20 protein-coding genes, 1 other RNA gene and 1 pseudogene are annotated in these 18,629 nt (G+C 35.5%); 9 read left to right on the top strand and 13 right to left on the bottom strand.

The window, feature by feature from the left end; translation table 11 throughout:
* Nucleotides 1–319: 319 nt before the first annotated feature.
* A complete protein-coding gene (locus F7984_RS05175; RefSeq protein ID WP_066101318.1) occupies nt 320–796 on the bottom strand; it encodes a hypothetical protein in 477 nt (158 codons plus the stop codon).
* Nucleotides 797–1,115: 319 nt separating this feature from the next.
* Here F7984_RS05175 and F7984_RS05170 point away from each other — a divergent pair, with 319 nt between their 5' ends.
* Complete coding sequence (locus tag F7984_RS05170; protein ID WP_140461166.1) at nt 1,116–2,315, top strand: dicarboxylate/amino acid:cation symporter; 1,200 nt, start codon at nt 1,116–1,118, stop codon at nt 2,313–2,315.
* 442 nt (nt 2,316–2,757) lie between these two features.
* The gene (locus F7984_RS05165; RefSeq protein WP_066101322.1) at nt 2,758–4,380 is read left to right on the top strand and encodes an SH3 domain-containing protein; all 1,623 of its coding nucleotides are present in this window, start codon (nt 2,758–2,760) and stop codon (nt 4,378–4,380) included.
* A gap of 234 nt (nt 4,381–4,614) precedes the next feature.
* Here the strand turns inward: F7984_RS05165 and F7984_RS05160 are convergent, their stop codons facing one another.
* From F7984_RS05160 to F7984_RS05140, 5 genes are all read right to left on the bottom strand, one after another.
* Nucleotides 4,615–4,989 carry a hypothetical protein gene (locus F7984_RS05160; protein WP_066101323.1) on the bottom strand — a complete coding sequence of 125 codons (375 nt, stop codon included), beginning with the start codon at nt 4,987–4,989 and terminating at the stop codon, nt 4,615–4,617.
* A gap of 231 nt (nt 4,990–5,220) precedes the next feature.
* Nucleotides 5,221–5,417, bottom strand: a non-coding RNA gene (ssrS, locus tag F7984_RS05155) — 6S RNA.
* Nucleotides 5,418–5,546: 129 nt separating this feature from the next.
* The gene (locus F7984_RS05150; protein ID WP_140461165.1) at nt 5,547–6,434 is read right to left on the bottom strand and encodes a TIGR01777 family oxidoreductase; all 888 of its coding nucleotides are present in this window, start codon (nt 6,432–6,434) and stop codon (nt 5,547–5,549) included.
* Between the two features lie 84 nt (nt 6,435–6,518).
* Complete coding sequence (locus tag F7984_RS05145) at nt 6,519–7,256, bottom strand: ATP-grasp domain-containing protein (protein WP_151675515.1); 738 nt, start codon at nt 7,254–7,256, stop codon at nt 6,519–6,521.
* Nucleotides 7,257–7,382: 126 nt separating this feature from the next.
* Nucleotides 7,383–8,276, bottom strand: a complete 894-nt coding sequence (locus F7984_RS05140) for an ATP-grasp domain-containing protein (RefSeq protein WP_066101330.1) — start codon at nt 8,274–8,276, stop codon at nt 7,383–7,385.
* Nucleotides 8,277–8,447: 171 nt separating this feature from the next.
* Between F7984_RS05140 and F7984_RS05135 the strand changes: the two genes are divergently transcribed.
* Nucleotides 8,448–9,212: a YqcI/YcgG family protein gene (locus tag F7984_RS05135; protein ID WP_139891414.1), complete on the top strand. Its 765-nt coding sequence runs from the start codon at nt 8,448–8,450 to the stop codon at nt 9,210–9,212.
* 63 nt (nt 9,213–9,275) lie between these two features.
* Here the strand turns inward: F7984_RS05135 and F7984_RS05130 are convergent.
* From F7984_RS05130 to F7984_RS05120, 3 genes and pseudogenes are all read right to left on the bottom strand, one after another.
* Nucleotides 9,276–9,458 (bottom strand): annotated as a pseudogene (locus tag F7984_RS05130) (KGG domain-containing protein); the annotation flags it as partial.
* A 553-nt stretch (nt 9,459–10,011) separates the two neighbouring features.
* Complete coding sequence (locus F7984_RS05125) at nt 10,012–10,686, bottom strand: SOS response-associated peptidase (protein WP_066101340.1); 675 nt, start codon at nt 10,684–10,686, stop codon at nt 10,012–10,014.
* Nucleotides 10,687–10,760: 74 nt separating this feature from the next.
* On the bottom strand, nt 10,761–11,240 hold the full coding sequence (locus tag F7984_RS05120) for a spore coat protein (protein ID WP_225983664.1): 480 nt from the start codon (nt 11,238–11,240) through the stop codon (nt 10,761–10,763).
* Nucleotides 11,241–11,466: 226 nt separating this feature from the next.
* Between F7984_RS05120 and F7984_RS05115 the strand changes: the two genes are divergently transcribed.
* Nucleotides 11,467–11,682 carry a hypothetical protein gene (locus F7984_RS05115; RefSeq protein WP_066101348.1) on the top strand — a complete coding sequence of 72 codons (216 nt, stop codon included), beginning with the start codon at nt 11,467–11,469 and terminating at the stop codon, nt 11,680–11,682.
* A 30-nt stretch (nt 11,683–11,712) separates the two neighbouring features.
* Here the strand turns inward: F7984_RS05115 and F7984_RS05110 are convergent, their stop codons facing one another.
* A complete protein-coding gene (locus F7984_RS05110) occupies nt 11,713–12,273 on the bottom strand; it encodes a phosphatidylglycerophosphatase A family protein (protein WP_139891415.1) in 561 nt (186 codons plus the stop codon).
* A gap of 135 nt (nt 12,274–12,408) precedes the next feature.
* On the opposite strand from F7984_RS05110, the gene F7984_RS05105 reads away from it, so the two are divergent.
* The 3 genes from F7984_RS05105 (at nt 12,409) to F7984_RS05095 (ending at nt 14,165) form a co-directional block, all read left to right on the top strand.
* A complete protein-coding gene (locus tag F7984_RS05105) occupies nt 12,409–13,140 on the top strand; it encodes an alpha/beta hydrolase (RefSeq protein WP_139891416.1) in 732 nt (243 codons plus the stop codon).
* A 78-nt stretch (nt 13,141–13,218) separates the two neighbouring features.
* Nucleotides 13,219–13,734, top strand: a complete 516-nt coding sequence (locus F7984_RS05100) for a 2'-5' RNA ligase family protein (RefSeq protein WP_066101354.1) — start codon at nt 13,219–13,221, stop codon at nt 13,732–13,734.
* A gap of 5 nt (nt 13,735–13,739) precedes the next feature.
* The gene (locus tag F7984_RS05095; protein WP_066101357.1) at nt 13,740–14,165 is read left to right on the top strand and encodes a GNAT family N-acetyltransferase; all 426 of its coding nucleotides are present in this window, start codon (nt 13,740–13,742) and stop codon (nt 14,163–14,165) included.
* Nucleotides 14,166–14,275: 110 nt separating this feature from the next.
* On the opposite strand, the gene F7984_RS05090 is transcribed toward F7984_RS05095, so the two are convergent.
* Nucleotides 14,276–14,563: a hypothetical protein gene (locus tag F7984_RS05090; protein ID WP_066101360.1), complete on the bottom strand. Its 288-nt coding sequence runs from the start codon at nt 14,561–14,563 to the stop codon at nt 14,276–14,278.
* Between the two features lie 152 nt (nt 14,564–14,715).
* Between F7984_RS05090 and F7984_RS05085 the strand changes: the two genes are divergently transcribed.
* Nucleotides 14,716–17,031: an ATP-dependent helicase gene (locus F7984_RS05085; RefSeq protein WP_318839204.1), complete on the top strand. Its 2,316-nt coding sequence runs from the start codon at nt 14,716–14,718 to the stop codon at nt 17,029–17,031.
* A 68-nt stretch (nt 17,032–17,099) separates the two neighbouring features.
* Here F7984_RS05085 and F7984_RS05080 read toward each other — a convergent pair whose 3' ends face one another.
* Together F7984_RS05080 and F7984_RS05075 are read right to left on the bottom strand one after the other, a co-directional pair.
* A complete protein-coding gene (locus F7984_RS05080) occupies nt 17,100–17,357 on the bottom strand; it encodes a sporulation-specific transcription regulator SpoVIF (RefSeq protein ID WP_066101365.1) in 258 nt (85 codons plus the stop codon).
* A gap of 188 nt (nt 17,358–17,545) precedes the next feature.
* Nucleotides 17,546–17,704, bottom strand: a complete 159-nt coding sequence (locus F7984_RS05075) for a YjcZ family sporulation protein (protein WP_066101369.1) — start codon at nt 17,702–17,704, stop codon at nt 17,546–17,548.
* A gap of 170 nt (nt 17,705–17,874) precedes the next feature.
* Here F7984_RS05075 and F7984_RS05070 point away from each other — a divergent pair, with 170 nt between their 5' ends.
* The gene (locus F7984_RS05070) at nt 17,875–18,561 is read left to right on the top strand and encodes a GNAT family N-acetyltransferase (protein ID WP_140461163.1); all 687 of its coding nucleotides are present in this window, start codon (nt 17,875–17,877) and stop codon (nt 18,559–18,561) included.
* The last annotated feature ends 68 nt before the right edge of the window (nt 18,562–18,629 follow it).

Here is an 18,629-nt window from a genome sequence, read left to right as displayed (position 1 = left end):
GCCTTAACTTCCCGTGGGCAAGTGGTCAATTTTTATCTGCTTGGAAAGACTCTAACTATTTGAATATTTGCTTTCCAAAATAACAACGTCCTAATATTATCAGTTTATGGAAAAATTAGCAATAGATACATTTACTTTTTATACCTTTAAAACCTAAATAAACCATTCTATCTATGTATAATTATTTATTTTTATCAAAAATATTCATGATTCTCTATGGGTCATTGGAATGATTTTACACAAAAAACGACCATTTATCATTTAATAAGAGGAGATCGTGAGGGATGGAATATCATGATTAGATCAAACTGTTGAGGATCTAGACGATGAAGTAAACTAAATTGATGAGAAAAAAAGTTACAGCCCCTATTAAATATGGTTTTCCCAATATATCAAATTCTTTATTGTCGAGTGTCCAGTATAACTCTTGTCTAACCCAATAATTATTAGTGGTTGGTTCAGTATATTCCTTTGGGCCCACTCCTATCATTAAGAAAAAACACAAAACAAAGATACTGAATATAAAACTAAATTCGTTAATCTCTACTTTAAAATAACCCGACAGATAATAAACCAAGATATACTCAATTAAAATAGTAATGATAGCTAAAACTGCGCCATAAGCCATTCTCTTAATAAGAGAAATTTTCATATCTTCAGAGGTAATCGCATTTCCTTTTAGGCTTTCAACATACTCGGCTTGCTTTGTAAAAAGGACCACAAAACAAAAAATCCCAATAATAATGAAGATATTAACTATAATCTTGCTTAACTGAAACTCCAGAATTCCTAGCATATATCTCCTCCATTCATACACACAATCACTCATTATTTAAAGTCAGTAAACAGAAGAATAAATAGAGAATGATTATATATCTCCAATCAATTATATCATTATATGGAAATATATTGAATTTAAAACGTTTTCTCTGCTCCCCTATAGCTTTTTCATTTATATGATTTAACCAATATGTATATCCCAAATTTAAGAGATTTAACTTCAACCACCAACCAAAAATATTATTTTATTCTTTTTAAGCAGAAAGGTTACTTTTTAATTCATTTTTCTGTATAATCCACATATAGAGTACAACTGTATTTATAAGGAGGACACCATGAAACAATTCGGTATATTACCCAAAATTATATTCGCTATTATTCTCGGTATTGGTATAGGAATGATTGCTCCAGCCTGGATGCTTCGTATTTTCACTACTTTCAACGGGCTTTTTAGCAGCTTTTTAGAATTTATCATTCCCTTTATTATCATTGGTTTTATTGCTTCAGGAATTGGAATGATGGGCAAAGGTGCCGGTAAAATGCTCGGTATCACAACTGGCTTAGCGTATGCTTCTACAATAATGGCTGGCTTAATTGCTTTTTTCGTTGCCAAAGCATTGTATCCAATTATATTAAAAAACCAGACTGCTCAAAGCTTTGCAAATCCTGAGGAAGCTTTACTCTCTCCATATTTTACAATTGAGATGCCTGCTGTAATGGGTGTTATGACGGCTTTGCTTGTAGCCTTCACAATTGGTGTAGGGATGGCGTCTATCAAAGGAGAAGCACTTCTTAATGTAATGGAAGAATTCAAAGAGATTGTCGTGAAGGTAATTAATACGATTATTATCCCTCTTTTACCATTTCACATCTTTGGTATATTCGCAAACATGACTCAGGGCGGTCAAATTGCGTCTATCTTAAGCGTATTTGCTAAAGTATTTGTGATGATCATTGCTTTACATTTGTTTATGTTAGTCATACAGTATACAGTTGCGGGTGCAGCTTCTAAGAAAAATCCATTTAAAATGCTTAAGACTATGTTACCAGCGTATTTTACAGCTTTAGGCACTCAGTCTTCCGCATCAACGATTCCTGTTACTGTGGATCGGACTAAAAAAATGGGTGTGAAAGAAAAGATAGCAAACTTCACTGTTCCACTATTAGCAACTATCCATTTATCTGGAAGTACAATTACCCTCGTCAGCTGTACGATGGCAGTTATGCTGTTACAGGGTACGGATGCTAGCATCACACAAATGCTACCATTTATTTTAATGCTTGGTGTCACAATGATCGCCGCGCCAGGAGTTCCAGGAGGAGCTGTTATGGCTGCACTTGGTTTATTAGAATCCATGCTCGGTTTCTCTGATAACATGCTTTCCCTCATGATCGCATTATACCTAGCTCAGGATAGCTTCGGAACAGCATGCAATGTAACAGGCGATGGCGCTATCTCAGCACTTACGGAGCGATTTGTTCCTAAAACCAGCAAAGAAATAATTCAAAATAAACAAATAGAAAATTTAATTTAAATACAAAAATAAGATAGATATACAAAAATGGTGTCCGTATAGAGATTTCAGTCAAAAAACAATAAATCAAAAAGGGAGACATGTTGTTAACTCAACATGTCTCCCTTTTTTGATTAAATATAACCAGTTCAACAAGGACCTATGTGTCAGTCCATATCTTGTTATTTTCACAGAAAAATATCTGCAAACCTCATACTTTTTTCACTTTAGTTCAATGATTTTAATAAACAACTCACCTTATCTAAAAAAACACAAATACATCCTCATTTATAATTTACTTCTGTCCTTATTAAGAATCCTTTATTTATTCCTTATTAATTATATAAAAATAATAAAATAGCTAATTTTTTGTTTATTTCTATAAGTAAATATATTAATATTTTTATATTATTATAACTACCACAACAAATTATTTATCACAAATATTAGGAGAAAGTCTTGCATGAGAAACTCATTGACACAAAAAATCGTATTAATTTTTATTACATTTGGTTTGGTTTTATTTGGAACAACTGATTTATACACAAAAGTAGACGCAGCAACCGTTTCTTCTTCCACACTCTATCAAACGACAGCTAATGTCAATTTAAGAGCCGGTTCGTCCAATAAGCATAAAGTAATCCTAACCATTCCGAAAGGGAAAAATGTGACCTATCTCTCCAAATCCGGAAGTTGGTTTAAGGTTAAATACGCTAATAAGACAGGCTTTGTGAGCTCTTCTTATTTAAAGAAGCTAACAGCTAATTCTCAGACTAGTACCCAAGCTACCGTTACATATCAAACAACGGCTAATATCAATTTAAGGACTGGTGCTTCTAATAAGCATAAAGTAATCCTAACCATTCCGAAAGGGAAAAATGTGACCTATCTCTCCAAATCCGGAAGTTGGTTTAAGGTTAAATATGCTAATAAGACAGGCTTTGTGAGCTCTTCTTATTTAAAGAAACCAACTGCTAATTCACAGGCTAGTACCCAGGCTACCGTTACATATCAAACAACGGCTAATGTCAATTTAAGGACTGGTGCTTCTAATAAGCATAAAGTAATCCTAACCATTCCGAAAGGAAAAAATGTGACTTATCTCTCCAAATCTGGAAGTTGGTTTAAGGTTAAATATGCTAATAAGACAGGCTTTGTGAGCTCTTCTTATTTAAAGAAACCAACAGCTAATTCCCAGACTAATTCACAGGCTACCGTTACATATCAAACAACGGCTAATGTCAATTTAAGGACTGGTGCTTCTAATAAACATAAAGTAATCCTAACCATTCCGAAAGGGAAAAATGTGACCTATCTCTCCAAATCCGGAAGTTGGTTTAAAGTTAAATATGCTAATAAGACAGGCTTTGTCAACTCGACATACATGAAGAAGTCTGTCATCAAAGAGACAGTACCTAATTATAAAAATGTAAGATATTATAATACGAATATTCATATCTATACAAGTAATCCTAATGCTAATTTAACAGTTTCCAAAGGAAAACCTAATGTTCTTGAACCATTGTCATCTATTAAGCTACCAAATGAACTAGCAAAGATAAACTTAGGCTTTTTTAACTCAAAAATGGAACATGGTGGTTTATTTATGGTAAATGGACAAGTAACCAGTAACCATAATCCTAAATACGTAATTATGGAATATAAAAAGACAGGGAAAATAGATATTCGTAGTATCGCAACACCATTAATAAATCTTCAAGAATTAGAAGATATGAAGGAAAATAATTATTTTGCTGTTGGTACTTCATATTCTTTAGTACAGAACGGCAAAATAAATTTAGCGCATAGTGAGTATTTCTCACACAGTAAAAGCAGGAACCCTCGAACATTGTTTGGTCAGACTAAAGATGGACGGTTTATCATGGCAGTTACAGATGGCCGAATTAATGGGAGTAGTGGTTTAACAGCAAGCCAAAGCGCTGATGTTATGATGAAATTAGGGGCAGTTGAAGCTGTAAATTTAGATGGCGGAGGATCCAGCACCCTATATATCAATGGTAATTTAATTAATAAATTAGGCGAAAGCCCCAGAAAAATTGGCAGTGCTCTCTTTATTACAAAGTAAATAGAATATACAATTATAAGATAAACTCCTAATTGAAAAATTAGGAGTTTATTTTCACCATGCTGCACACTCCCATCTATCCGTATATTAAGGATTTTAAAAGGATGTATACAAAATAAAGACTTCTATCTCTTAAACAGATAGAAGTCTTTATTTTTCTCTTTTATAGTCATTGGTGTTAAACAAGTTCAGCCTAGGTAATTTAAATTACAACAGAACTGCATTCTATCACGGTTATCTCTTTAAACGTAAAGCCATATATATAAATCCTGTAAATATAATAAAAATCCCAAAAGGATATAAGCTACTAATAACATGTTCGCTAGTCTGAGAAATTTCTTCAACAACCATACCCTTCCCTGTTAAACACTTACTTGGTACTATACGACCAATAATATCTTCGGAAGTAATAGGGTCGAATACTTGTATTGTTGAATCAATATTATTTGAGGTTTTAGAAAGTGAATTATGTGCAAACTGCACCTTATCCATTTCACTAGTCATCCCTAAATTAGCAGAAGCAACAGCGATTGTCTGTTTTTTTAATTCTGGTATCAAAGAAATAACTAAAGAAAATATGATTGCTAATATAAATAACCTGGAATTCATTAAAATCACCCAAATACTCTAAATAATATTTCCCGTTCCATCTGTTTTATTTTTATAAAATAAAAAAACTAATAGTAATTTCAATTTCAAATATTAAGATAAGTTATATTAATATTTTAATAAATACAAAATAAACAATCAACAACTGATTTCATTTTAGCCTTTGTATTTATTACTGTCTGTCATTTTTTATGGGTAAATATAAAAAACCAATTCCGAAATGGAATTGGTTTATAAGCCACTTTTGCCGTTACATATAAGAAAGTTTTAAACCACCACTTCTCCAAGTGGGTGTTCGCAAAAGCTTTCCTGCTTGTCCTCCAGGTCATATAGACAGAGGCTTGTCATTCCAGCCTTTATAATAAAACTCCCTATTACAGCTTAAAGGTTAAAACTTAAATTATGCATCACGTACAATGTAGCTCGTATTAAATATAATACTCCTCTAATCATTTAAATGCAATGGAGATGACTTCCATAATAAATATATAATTTCCATTAAAACGGAAGTTTATCAAGAGGACCAACACAAAATACAGAGGGTTAATCAAACTATCTCATTTAAATATATCTTTTAAAGCATCTTTCAAATTTTTATATTTAAACGTATATCCCGCTTGTTCAAGCCTTTCAGGGAGTACCCAGCGACTTTTTAAAACAAGCTCCGGCTCAGTTCTGATTAGAATTGCACCTGCCTTAAGCATCCACGCTGGTGTGGGGAGGCCAATTTTTCTGTTCATACTGTTACGAAGGTGAGTCATTAATTCACGATTGGTGAGTGGATGGGGTGAGGAGCAATTAAATACCCCCTCCAAGTCTTCTCTGTTCTTAAGAAAGAGAACAATTTGAAATAAATCTTCAATATGTATCCAGCTAAACATTTGTCGTCCAGATCCCTGATAACCTCCAAGGCCAAACGTAACGAGATTTTTATACGGAGTCATTACTCCGCCGCTTTCCCCTAATACAATTGCAATTCTTAAGGCAACTTTTCTTGTATGCGGTAATTCAAAGTTAAAAAATGTTTCTTCCCACGCTTTAGCAACATCAACTGAAAAGCCGCTTCCGATCTCACCCTTTTTCTCTGTCATAGGTCGATCTTCCGCATGTCTGTATATTGTGGCAGTACTTGAATTAATCCACAGAGGCGGTGGAGTCGTGCACTCAAGGAGAGCACTACCCAATATAGCTGTTGTTTCAGTTCTAGACATGACAATTTCCTGCTTATTACTGGTATTATAGCGGCAATTTACCGATTTTCCAGCCAAATTAACCAATAACTCGGCCCCTTCAAGCGCTTTCCTTATTTCACCATTATTATCCCAGTTAATATGTTCGTTACTTCTGGAAATGATAAGCACATCATATCCCATTGAATGAAACTGCTTCTCAAAATACTGACCAATAAAACCTGTCCCCCCAGTAATCACGACCTTCTTTCTCATCCACTCATCCCTTTACCTCTCATATTTGTGAAGTATATCACTATTATTTTATCAAATATTTTACATTTTTTTTAAATGAAAGGATTATTTTGCGCACATATCAACCATTTGTTTATTAATATATTTCAGATACATATGTACAACATCAAAGTCATATTGTTGGTAAAGTGTACGGGTACCTACTGCATCTTCTATTTCGTTGAACAGGAATTCTCCGTCCTGGCCGATGAGAAAATCGATACCTACAAAGTCAAAATCAAATATCATACTTATTTTATTTACTAAATTCTCTTGGTTCTCAGATAAAGTATAACGCTCTGCCTTTCCGCCAAGTGAAAAATTGGACTTAAAGCTGTTGCTGGAATAACGTTTAACCGCTCCAATAATCTCTCTGCCCAGTACGAAGACTCGCACATCAACACCGGGATTATCACACATTTCCTGTAGGATAACATCCCCCTTATTAAGCTCCCCCATCTGCTTAGTTAATTCTGTTTTGCAATCTACTTTAAAAACATCCGTCCCACCATGGCCGCTGTTGGTCTTCAAGATAAGTGGATAATTTAATAGCGACTGTCCCTCAGTGAATGAGATTGCCGTCTTCACAGATTTTATTCCATGGCTGTTAATCATTTGATGTGTTTTAGCTTTATGATTACAAATATCCGTCACTTGAGAATTGTTAAAAACTCTGCACCCCATTAATTCAAAATGAAGACTTATTTGACTGTCTCGGGTGCGGTTAATGACGAAATCCGGTTGAAGTGAATTCCCCTCCTCCATATAAACGGACAATTTTCCATTATCAATTATTAAACTCAATTCCTCGGCAAATACAAGCTGGATATTTAGATTGTGCTGATTACTATTTTATTAATAAACTGATTGGCAAACCATTTATTTTTGTCATAATCCTCGCGCTTATAGATCAGTAAGCCTTTAAACATGTCACACCATCCGCAAAATATAATCGAAGATATGCTCAGTTACATCAATACCTGTACAATCATAGATATTTTTTATATGAGCATTTGAATTTACTTCACAAAGAATCGGTTCTTCCTCTTCGCCAAACAAAAGATCCACTCCACTAAAATCAGCTCCGATAATCTTACTTGCCTTAATTGCCAGTTCTTCAAATTCTTTCGGAAGAACATATTCATGCATGACCCCACCATTTGTCACGTTTGCTCTAAAATCTGTTTCGGAAGTTCGCAGCATAGACGCCACCACTTTGTCACCTACCACATGAACTCTTACGTCTCTGCCTTTACTGTTTTTAATGAATTCCTGATAAAGATGTGGGATTTGAAGTAGTTCTTTTCTCTTTTTCTCCAATTCTTCACGGGTTTGTACCAGATACACCTGCTCACCAAAAGATCCGTAGGCCTCTTTAATAACAATCGGATAGGATAATTCCCTTTCAATAAACTCAATAAATGAATGATCCTTTTCCAATGTATTTGTAAAAGTCAACGGGGAAAATATAGTTTTCGGTAATTTAATTGAATGATCAGCCAGTGCCTGGAATGTCATGATTTTGCTATCACACACTTCAATCACGGAAGCCTTGTTAAACAGTCGATAACCCATCTGTTCCAACTGATTTGCCAGACGAATATCCTTATCCAAGAACAAAATAAAATCCGGCCGTGCATGCTGTCTTTCACTTTTAATAATGGTTTGATTTCCTTCAATAACAGAGAATAATTCTGTATTTTTAACTAAGTCGAGAATGATTCCTTTTTTTGAAGCTGACTCTTTATACCAATCATGGATTTCCATAAATTTTGGAGACAGCAAACTCCCATTATAGATTAACCATCCATACTTTCTTTCCATATTGAGGATGCTCCTTACTATTTATTCGTTTGTTTTATTATATCAAACCAGTGAGAGCTGAAGAATTTCATCATTAATCTAATCGAACAAAGCAACCATTCCAATCATTTTCATATGATGAAATTATCCCTAATTGTCCCGTACGTAAAAATACGTCAAGGAGTTTAATTTATGAACCATTTACTGATTAAATCTGACTTTAAAAAGGGGAATCTTCTTCCGAGGTGGCTGAATGAGGCCTATAACTATTGGAGTTCTACTGTCAGTGACAATCAATTCCCATGTCACTTTGGCATGAAAGCAGAGCGAGATGGCCTCCTCCGCTATACGTATTGTGAGAATCATAATTTTTCTGCGCTTCCACATACACTTAGCGAATTTCTCAAACTTTCAAGGAAGAATCCATCTATTCGGTATGCATTGGTTCTTTTCGTAGAGCCTGAACTTAATTATCAGCACCTTGATTATGATTATTATAATGCCAATTTTTGGAGTATTTTATCCTATTTGCACGAACAGGATGATAAAGAATGGTCCAATGATATTCCCCTTGATCCAGATGATCCCCATTGGGAATTTGTTTTCAACGGGGAACCTATCTTTGTATCTGGCAATGCTCCTTTTTACCAAAATCGTATTACCCGAAATCTAGGTGATTGCCTAATCATGATTTTTCAGCCAAGAAGAATTTTTGCTGATACGTCTTATACTACTCCACATGGCAGAAAAGCAATTGAGGTTATTAGAAAAAAAGTTGAGAAGATTGAAAACATGCCGTATCATCCAGATTTAGGCGGCTATGAGGATTTATCCAAGAGAGAATGGAAACAGTATTTAATTACGGATGATTGCAATCCAATTAAAGGAACTTGTCCAATGAGGAATACTCTATTATCATCTGGTAAAGGTAATCAGAAAAAGGAAAAACCATGCTAAGTCAGCATGGTTTTTCCTTGATTGCTTATAGTATTTTTTTTAATTTCTGAAGAAGGTTTAATCGTTGTTTGCGCGGGCTTTACCGCCTTTTTCACCAATCTCTTTATAGAAGTCTTTATCATGATTTTTCTTGGTGGCTTCTCCACCCTTTTCGCCAATTTCTTGGTAGAAGTCCTTATCATGATTTTTAGCTGTAGCTTCTCCGCCTTTGCGTCCTGCTTCTTCTCTAGACATTTTGTCTGCCATAAATAATCGCTCCTTTTTAAGAAATTATTTTGTTGCTTACACTACTATATTTATCCTCTTTTAAAAGATAAAAACATAATTACACGCATTTAACCTTTTTGTTATTCTCTTGTTATTCGAACTTAATGTTTAAATTCGAAATAATAGTTTCAGTCGTTGAAATCATACTAGCATTTCATAGTATCTCTCTTACTACCATTTTGTAATCAATATGTTGCCTTTCCTACTTCTCATATTCTAATTTTTACCATACAGTAGTATGATTGTACTGTAGTTTACTATATTGAATGAAAAAGTTAATCAACCTATTTGAAGGAGGTCAGGGAAACATGATAGTAGTCATTATTCTTTTTTTATTTTTACTAATGTTGTTAATTGAAAAATCGAAGTATGAAAATAGCACCTATTAACAAGAAACGAATAACTCCTTTTTAAAAGTAAGGTTTAATACGGGATTATACGGCGAATACCTAATCGTCAGAGTTTTAGATAATCTGAAGGATTTCCACAGAAAACGAAAATTTCCGTTAATAAATGCCGAGAAAAATAATAATCAACATATTCTTTGAATTACGTGTTCCGAATTATTTTTGGGTGAATTCACATCAGCACTTACTTCAAAAGCTTCCATTAATTCAGGATTAAACGGACGTAAATATTGTTTTAGTAAATGCGAATCATGAATCTTTGGATTCAGCCACTTTTGTTCATCTTCCGGGTTAAGAATAACTGGCATCCGGTCATGTATGGAAGACATCAATTCATTGGAGGACGTTGTAATAATGGTACACGTGCATACGGCCTGTCCTTCTGGTGAATTCCATGATTCCCATAAACCTGCCAATCCAAATGGTTCTCCGCTTTTCAATTTAATCCGCATCGGTATTTTTCTTTCAGGCGTTTGCTTCCATTCATAATAGGAATCAGCCACAATTAAACAGCGTTTATTTTGGTATGCCTTCCGAAAACTTGGTTTTTCCGCAAGCGTTTCTGATCGAGCATTGATCAGCTTATATCCGATTTTTTCATCCTTTGCCCACGATGGAATCAATCCCCACCTCAAATAACCTAAGCGATTTTTGGATCCATCATTAATAACGGCAACAATTCTCTGAGACGGTGCAATATTATAACTAACTTGATAATCTGCCTCATCAAAGGCTGCCTCTATATGAAATCGTTCAATAATCGTTTCAAACGTTGAAAATAACGTAAATCTACCACACATATGTATCACCTCATGGCCATTATAACAGTTTTATTTCAGGAACCAAAAAGGCACCCATCTAGGTGCCAGAGCCTTCAATATTTTTTTGCAATTGCTCTATTAGCGTTGTTTACATCGTTTTTAATCAAAGCACTTAAATCATATGCGGGATACATATTATTCTTATACATATAGTTAAATACCTGGCTATGCAAATCAATCATTCCGTTTAGTTGGTTTGTTAATGTCTTTTTCAAAACAGGAGTAGCCGTTTCAGTGATGGCTATCGAATAATTCCGGATTAATGTTTTTGTTAATCCCAATAAATTCCCTGCAAAAAAGCTGGCGTCCGGTTGTTCTCTTTCATCCTCTTCCCTTTGCGGTGCTCTTGGAAAGTATTGCAGCAACTCTTTAATATATCTTTCCAAAACTTTAATTGTAGTCAAATATAGATTTTTCAACTCCTGATTTGGTACATCTCTGACCTTCATTTTCAAGCCTACTAATGCATTTGATGCAAATGCTACTAATTCATGCAATTCCAGTGTTTCATGATATGCAAGTGTATTAGCCAAACAACTTCCCCTCCTTCATTCCTTCACAAAGAGTATATGATTGCTAGGCTTGTCTCTTTCCTTCTTTTTATCTTGGTAAATATCTTCTACTATCAAGGTTCATTAAACGGATGATTATTTAATGATGATTAACAACTTCAACAAAAACAAACATCGAACATACGTTTCTTTTTTGTTGAATAAGAAACGTATGTTCGTATATAATGAAAATAGGAGGTGAAGATAAATGAATGATTTACTTAGGAGCATGAGAGAACAAATTCCCATCGATATCATCTATGTCTCGAATAAAAATATTTTTACAAAACGCCGTATTCTGGTTAAATCAATGGGTGAGCAACTGATTCGTGCCTATTGTTTTAACCGCAAACTCTATCGAACATTTAAGAAGGAACAAATCTTATCTACCCAACTCGTTTATCAATCCCAGCGGTCATCATAAAAAGAAAAAGAAGAGGTTCCCCCCCTTCCCTTAGCCAATCATTTCTTCATGATCTATATCTTCAATTTCATCCTCGGACAGGGATTCCTCTTTATCACGCAGACGATGAGCTAATCTGGAAGCAGCACTTGCTGCAATTGCAGCGACCAAATCATCAAGGAATGTATTTACGCCTCTTCCCTCTTTCTTCGTATCTAAATATCGGATAATCCCCACTTTATTCTTATCCAGGTGACCAAATGTTGTCACACCAATACTTCCATAACCGAGCACAGCTCCTAAGGCAATGGTTTCATCCACACCAAATAAGGACTCATCAGACTCAACAATAGACTGCAATGGCTCTGACAGCATGCCCTTTTCAGCTAATCGATCTAATTCAATACCTACAAGAAGGGCATGCTGAATTTCACGTTTCATCAGGACACGTTCTATACTATATATGCATTCATCCAGAGTTAAATTATCATTATAAGGAAATTGCATTTCATAAACAATTTCAGCGATTGCTTCAAGTGTAACACCTCGACTTTGCAAGGCAAGTTTAGCAGCATTTGTCACTGTTTTACTATGTACACGTTTTTTAATCATATCTCTATTACTCCTTTTTACACTTTCATCCATTATACCATCAGAATCTTCATAATATCACAAATCTCCTGATTATTATATACAAGTTAGAGTATGCTAAAATATACCTGAAAAGAATAACAGGGGGTGAGCTCATTGGCATTAAAAGCCGGAACAATTAAGGGTATATCTTTTAACAGCAAGGAATTAAATGAGGAAATCGAACTCCTTGTATATTTACCTTCAGCCTTTTCCCATCTGTATAAGTATTCCGTCCTGATTGCACAGGATGGTAAAGATTATTTCCAATTAGGCAAAATTGGACGAGCTGCAGATGAGCTTTTAGAAAGACAAGAAATAGAAAATATAATCATTATAGGTGTCCCTTATAAAAATGTTGAAGATCGCTGGAATAAATATCATCCTGACGGCCTGAAGCATACTGCCTATAAAAGGTTTCTTGCACATGAACTTGTTCCATATATTGATGCCGAATATCCGACCTACCAAATGGGGCTGAGCCGCGCCCTAATCGGAGACTCCCTGGCAGCTACTGTTTCATTAATGGCAGCTATGGATTATCCCAATACATTCGGCAAGATTGCATTGCATTCCCCACTTGTAAACGAGTCCGTACTATCAGCAGTGGAGTCTTTTCAGTTCCCGCATTTAACGCAAATCTACCATACGATTGGAAAGAATGAAACAACAGTACAAACATCTAAAGATGGGATCATAGATTTTGTACAACCTAATCAGGAACTTAACTCGATTATTGAAAGCAAAGGCTTTCCGGTCTTTTACGAAGAGATTGATGGAGACCATACCTGGAGGGCATGGCAGTCAGATATGAAGAGGACACTTACCTGGCTCTTTCACAGGACATAATTAGCAAGGAAATTTTTTTGAATATTTGCTATAATGAAGTAATATCTAATTTTACAAAATAAGTCAGGGGGTTCTTACATGAATTTTGGAATTGCTATTTTCCCTTCAAAAAATTTGCAAGACATTGTAAACTCATATAGAAAGCGTTATGACTCACATTACTCTCGTATATCTCCTCATGTCACATTAAAATCTGAATTCACAGCCACAGATGAGCAAATCAAGGAAATTTCAGCTAAACTCGAGGAGATTGCAAACCAACACCAGCCTTTTACATTAAAGGTCTTAAAAGTTAGCACCTTCCAACCAGTCAATAATGTGATTTATTTAAAAATTGACCCTACTGCCGAATTAAGTGCACTTCACGAAGATTTCCATAATGATATTCTGGGCAAAGATAAAAAATACAAATTTGTTCCGCATATTACTATTGGTCAAGATTTATCTGACAAGGAACATAACGATATTCTCGGACAACTGCGTCTCATGAAATTCGAACACGAAGAAGTAGTTGATCACTTCCATTTACTCTATCAAACTGAAAATGGGGCATGGAAAGTATATGAAACATACCAATTAAGAAAGGACAACTGATCACGATGAACATCAAGATTGTATCAGAAAAAGAAGAATTGGATCAGGTATTTTCGGTACGTACTAAAGTTTTTGTAGATGAACAAAATGTACCTGAAGAAGAAGAAATTGATCATTTAGAAGAGGAATCTACACATTTTCTCGTAATAGATGAGGAAAGTAATCCAATAGGTGCCGGACGCTTCAGGGTGGTTGATAGCTATGGAAAAGTCGAAAGGATTTGTATCTTACCAGATTTCCGCTCAAAAGGGGTGGGCAAAGATTTAATGAATGCCATAGAACAATATGCCCTATCTAAACAAATTGAGATCCTTAAATTAAACGCTCAAAACCAGGCGATCCCTTTTTATGAAAAACTCGGTTACTCAGTTATATCCGATGAATTTTTAGATGCCGGCATCCCTCATCACACTATGAAGAAACATATTTAAGACTGCAGCCGACTGCAGTCTTAAGTGTTTATACTCATAAACATTAAAGGAAAGCAGCGTATTAAAATACGCTGCTTTCCATATGTATAGAGTGATTTTAAATGTATGGTTTAAATACTTTCATTAATAAATTGACCGACCCCAGTCATTTCAGTAGCGGTTTTTTTGACTATTTCTGTCGGCACATAATTTTTGTAAATGCGATTAGATGAACCTCTAAAATCGTCTGAATTGATTTCCCTGTCAAATGAATCCCGTTCTTCATTCTTGCGATGGAATCTGATTGGCTGTACAGGCTGAAAGCACGAGATCATATTTTTAGTCAGCTTCTCCGCTGCAATCGTTCTGTTCGTGTACTGTATGTATTCGTATTGCGTGATTGGACTTATGTACCCCATTCCTTTTCCACCTCACTTTTTTATCCTTTTTTTACTTTTATTACCCGCTTTTTAAGGGAATAAAACTACTATCCTCTTTTGTAATATATGATTCGATTTGATAAGATGATATTTGTCTGTCGTTTTTAAAATTTTTTATATAAATGAGGAATATGATGAAAACAGCTAATTGGAAAAACGAATCTATCTCTTTACTCACATGGCCCAAGGAGGCATTTGCTCGTATTCATGAAGCTGGAAAAAATGGTGAACTTCAATGTAATCATTGTGGTCAACCTGTTTATATGTATCTTGGAATCCATGAAGAACCATATTTTATTCATCGTGATTCTTCACGTCCTCCTTGTGTGGACAAAACTGAGAAAACGAATCCGGCAGTGAATGAAGCTTCAGTGGAATACGGAGGATTTCGCTTACCGCAATCCAGGTCCATTACCAATTGCTCTGATGAAACTATCTGGCAAGGACCAAAGTCCATTACAAGTCTGCCATCCTATAATGAAAAACATCTGCCTGGGGTGAATAGCAATCATCCATTCATCGACATTCTGAGTGCCCACGGCTGGTTATTGGACGATCAACAAGCAAATGCTGTCGTAACTGATGCAAGACATTTACTCGTTCTTGCAGGAGCAGGCAGTGGAAAAACCCGTGTTTTGACTGCTCGGACAGCCTTTTTACTATTAGAAAAACAAACGGATCCTAAATCGGTGATGCTCGTTACGTTTACATCTAAAGCAGCTGCTGAGATGAAAAGCAGGCTACAGCAAATGCCCGGTGTAACTCCCTTTATGCTGCAGCATGTATTTACCGGTACCTTCCATTCCATTTTTTATCGAATTCTTTTACAACATGAACCTCAAAAATGGCATTCAAGTAAATTGATAAAATTTGATGGGGAGAAAGAATATGTCCTAAAAATAGCAGCTTCAGAATTAGGAATCGATGAACGGGAATTTGCATTTGATCAAGCCTTACAGCAAATCAGCAGATGGAAAAACGATTTATTATCTCCTCAGGATATTCATCCTGCTGACGATTGGGAAGTCAATTGCCAGGAGCTTTATAAAAAATACGAATCATATAAAGAAATAAATAATAAATTCGATTTTGATGATATGCAAACAGGCTGTTATCAACTTTTAAAAGAGAATGAACAGATTCTTAATTTTTATCGAAACCGGTTCAAACACTTTCTAATCGATGAGTTTCAAGATATTAATAAGGTACAATATGAGATTGTTAGACTGCTTGCTTCAAATGCAGAATCTGCATGTTTTGTAGGCGACGATGATCAGGCCATTTATTCATTCCGTGGCAGTGATTCTGCCTTTTTACAAAACCTGAAGCTTGACTACGATTATCTCGAAACCATAATCTTGTCAGCTAATTACCGTTCTGGGCATAAAATCATTCAAACAGCCAACAAGATTGTTTCTCAAAATAAAACAAGAACACCAAAAAAAATGGTGGCTACACATGATCAATCACCTTCTCCGGTTTTATTTTATCCATTTGATGAAGAATCTGAGGCAATCATGATTATGACCGACATAACCGAAAAAATAAGGCATGGAGCAAACCCAGAGGATTTTGCGATTCTTTATCGTACCAATACAATGAGCCGTGCTATTTTTGAAAAGCTTGCATCTTCAAGTCTTCCATTTCGGGTGGATTCTGACTATGATTCCTTTTATACAAGAAAGACTGTGCGCAGTATTTTGGCCTTTATGAAAGCAAGTATAAATCCAGATGATCCGGGAATGCTACAGGATTTATTACCGCCGCTATATTTGAAAAAGTCGGCAGTCCAGGATGCTAAAGCTCTATCCATCCTGAATGATTGCACTTTGCTCGAGGCACTTCGATTCCTCAATAATTTAAAACCGTTCCAAATGCGAGCAATAGATAAAGCTGTCTCCGTCATCCATTCACTTAAGGATTTGTCTCCATCAACTGCTATCGAGATGATAGAAAAAGAACTCGGTTTTGGGGCCTACCTCAAAAAGCGGGGGAATGAAGGCAATAAAATGGACAAAGGGTCGGACGATATCAAGGATGTGAAAATTGCTGCAAGACGCTTTGATACAGTGCTGGAATTTATTCTTCATGCGGATCATATGACAGCCATGTCAAAAGAGATTAAATCAATGTCTAAAAAAACAATAAATGCTATTCAGCTGAGCACCATCCATCGTTCAAAAGGACTTGAATATAAATATGTTTATATTCTTGGCTGCGTAGACGGAAACATGCCTCATGATTATGCTCTGGAATCTTGGCGTGACGGTGACAGGAAACCTATGGAGGAAGAAAGACGGTTATTATATGTAGCGGTAACACGCGCATGCTCGGGATTATATATTTCCATACCGGAAAATAGACGTTCAAAACGGGCAAGATCTTCCCGTTTCTTAACGATTTTAAAAGGGGAGCCCTCTTACAAAGAAGAACTGATTACCAAATAACCGAGTAATACAGATCGGCAGTTTGAGTCAAATCAAATGTTCTTCATATGTAAAGGTGGCTCCTTTACTCATTTTTTATTATTCATCATATTGGCAATTGTATTAAAATCTAATGATTTCCCATCCTTAATGATTGATTGTACCAACTGGTCCTCTACATCCTTCGGTACAGGCTTGTTTGCAATTTGCGAAACCCTCTTAATGACGTTCCGGACTGTTTTTTCATCTTTAAAATTTGCATTTTGTAAGGAATTAGCCAGCTCCATTACATCTTTCATATTTACGCCTGTTTTCTTTTCCATATTTTTAAAGAATCCATTATCCATAATTCAGCCTCCTTATCGTTACTGCTATCATATGAAAGAAAATAGGAAAGGTGAGACTCATTTCTCCATGCAAAAAAGGGATTCAGTATAGACTGAAATCCCTTTCTTTCATTTACTAATTGTAAATACTTAATTAACAGTAGGGCATAGAAGAGGTTTTAGGTCTCTTCTATGCATTTCAATTATTATTAGCAGAAGCTAGCGCCAACAATAATTAACAAGATAAATAGTACAACGATTAGTACGAAAGTAGAACCGTAGCCACCGCCGTAGCTACCACCACCGCCGTATCCATAGCCGCCACCGCAGCTGCTTCCGCCGCCGCCGTATCCATAACAACCAAACATGTAAGTCACCTCGCTTTCGCTTAGTACACTCATAACATATGTTAAAAGTGTTTCCTCGGTTTGGGCTAATCTCCATATAAGAATACCCAAATATTAAAATCGGCAATAATACCTTGAATTACTGTAAATATATCTTTTACACTAAAAGAAAACAGTAAGGAGTCATACACATGGCTATAGAGTGGAAAGAAGTAACAGAATTAGAGGATGAACTATTAAGGAAAGCATTATCTTTATATCATGATTGTTTTCCTGAATACGTGCGTGAAGATGAATGCGTATTTTACGAGTCCATCAGACAACGTGAGAAAAACACACCAAATAATTTCCATTTTTTAGTTGGAATCGTAGACGATAAAGTAATCTGTTTCTCAACTGCCCATTATTTAGCTCAAGTAAATAGCGGTTATATTGTTTATATAGCAGCCGATCCGAAAGAACGCGGGAAAGGCTTAGGGAAACAAACACTTTTAAAAATGGAGAAACTACTTAAAGAAGATGCCGTACATGCTGGGTACCCATCCTTAAAGGGAATCTTCCTCGAAACTGAAAGAGAAATTGATGCGCAAAACGAAGAAGAATACAAAGAAACCATAAATCGCCTTCAATTCTTTAACCATCTTGGCTTTTCACCTATAAAAGGATACCAGTATGTCCAACCACCACTATATACTGGACAAACTCCGGTGCCTTTATATCTCGCATTTAAAAAGTTCACTCGCGGAGAAGATATTAATTATGATCAAGTTGTTACAGCAATCTATCATGAAAAATATCATAAAATGAATAAAATTTCCTTAGCTGTACTTGATGAATGCATAACGTCTCAGAGGAATATTTCGGAAACCATCCAATAGCGGAAACCAAAAAAAAGTTTCTTTGGGGGCACAGGTCCCTGAAAGGTGGTCGGTAGGTGTTTGATAGT

Source organism: Pradoshia sp. D12, assembly GCF_008935075.1.
In the GTDB taxonomy this organism is placed as follows: Bacteria; Bacillota; Bacilli; order Bacillales; family Pradoshiaceae; genus Pradoshia.
This window is presented reverse-complemented; position numbering and strand designations above follow the sequence as displayed.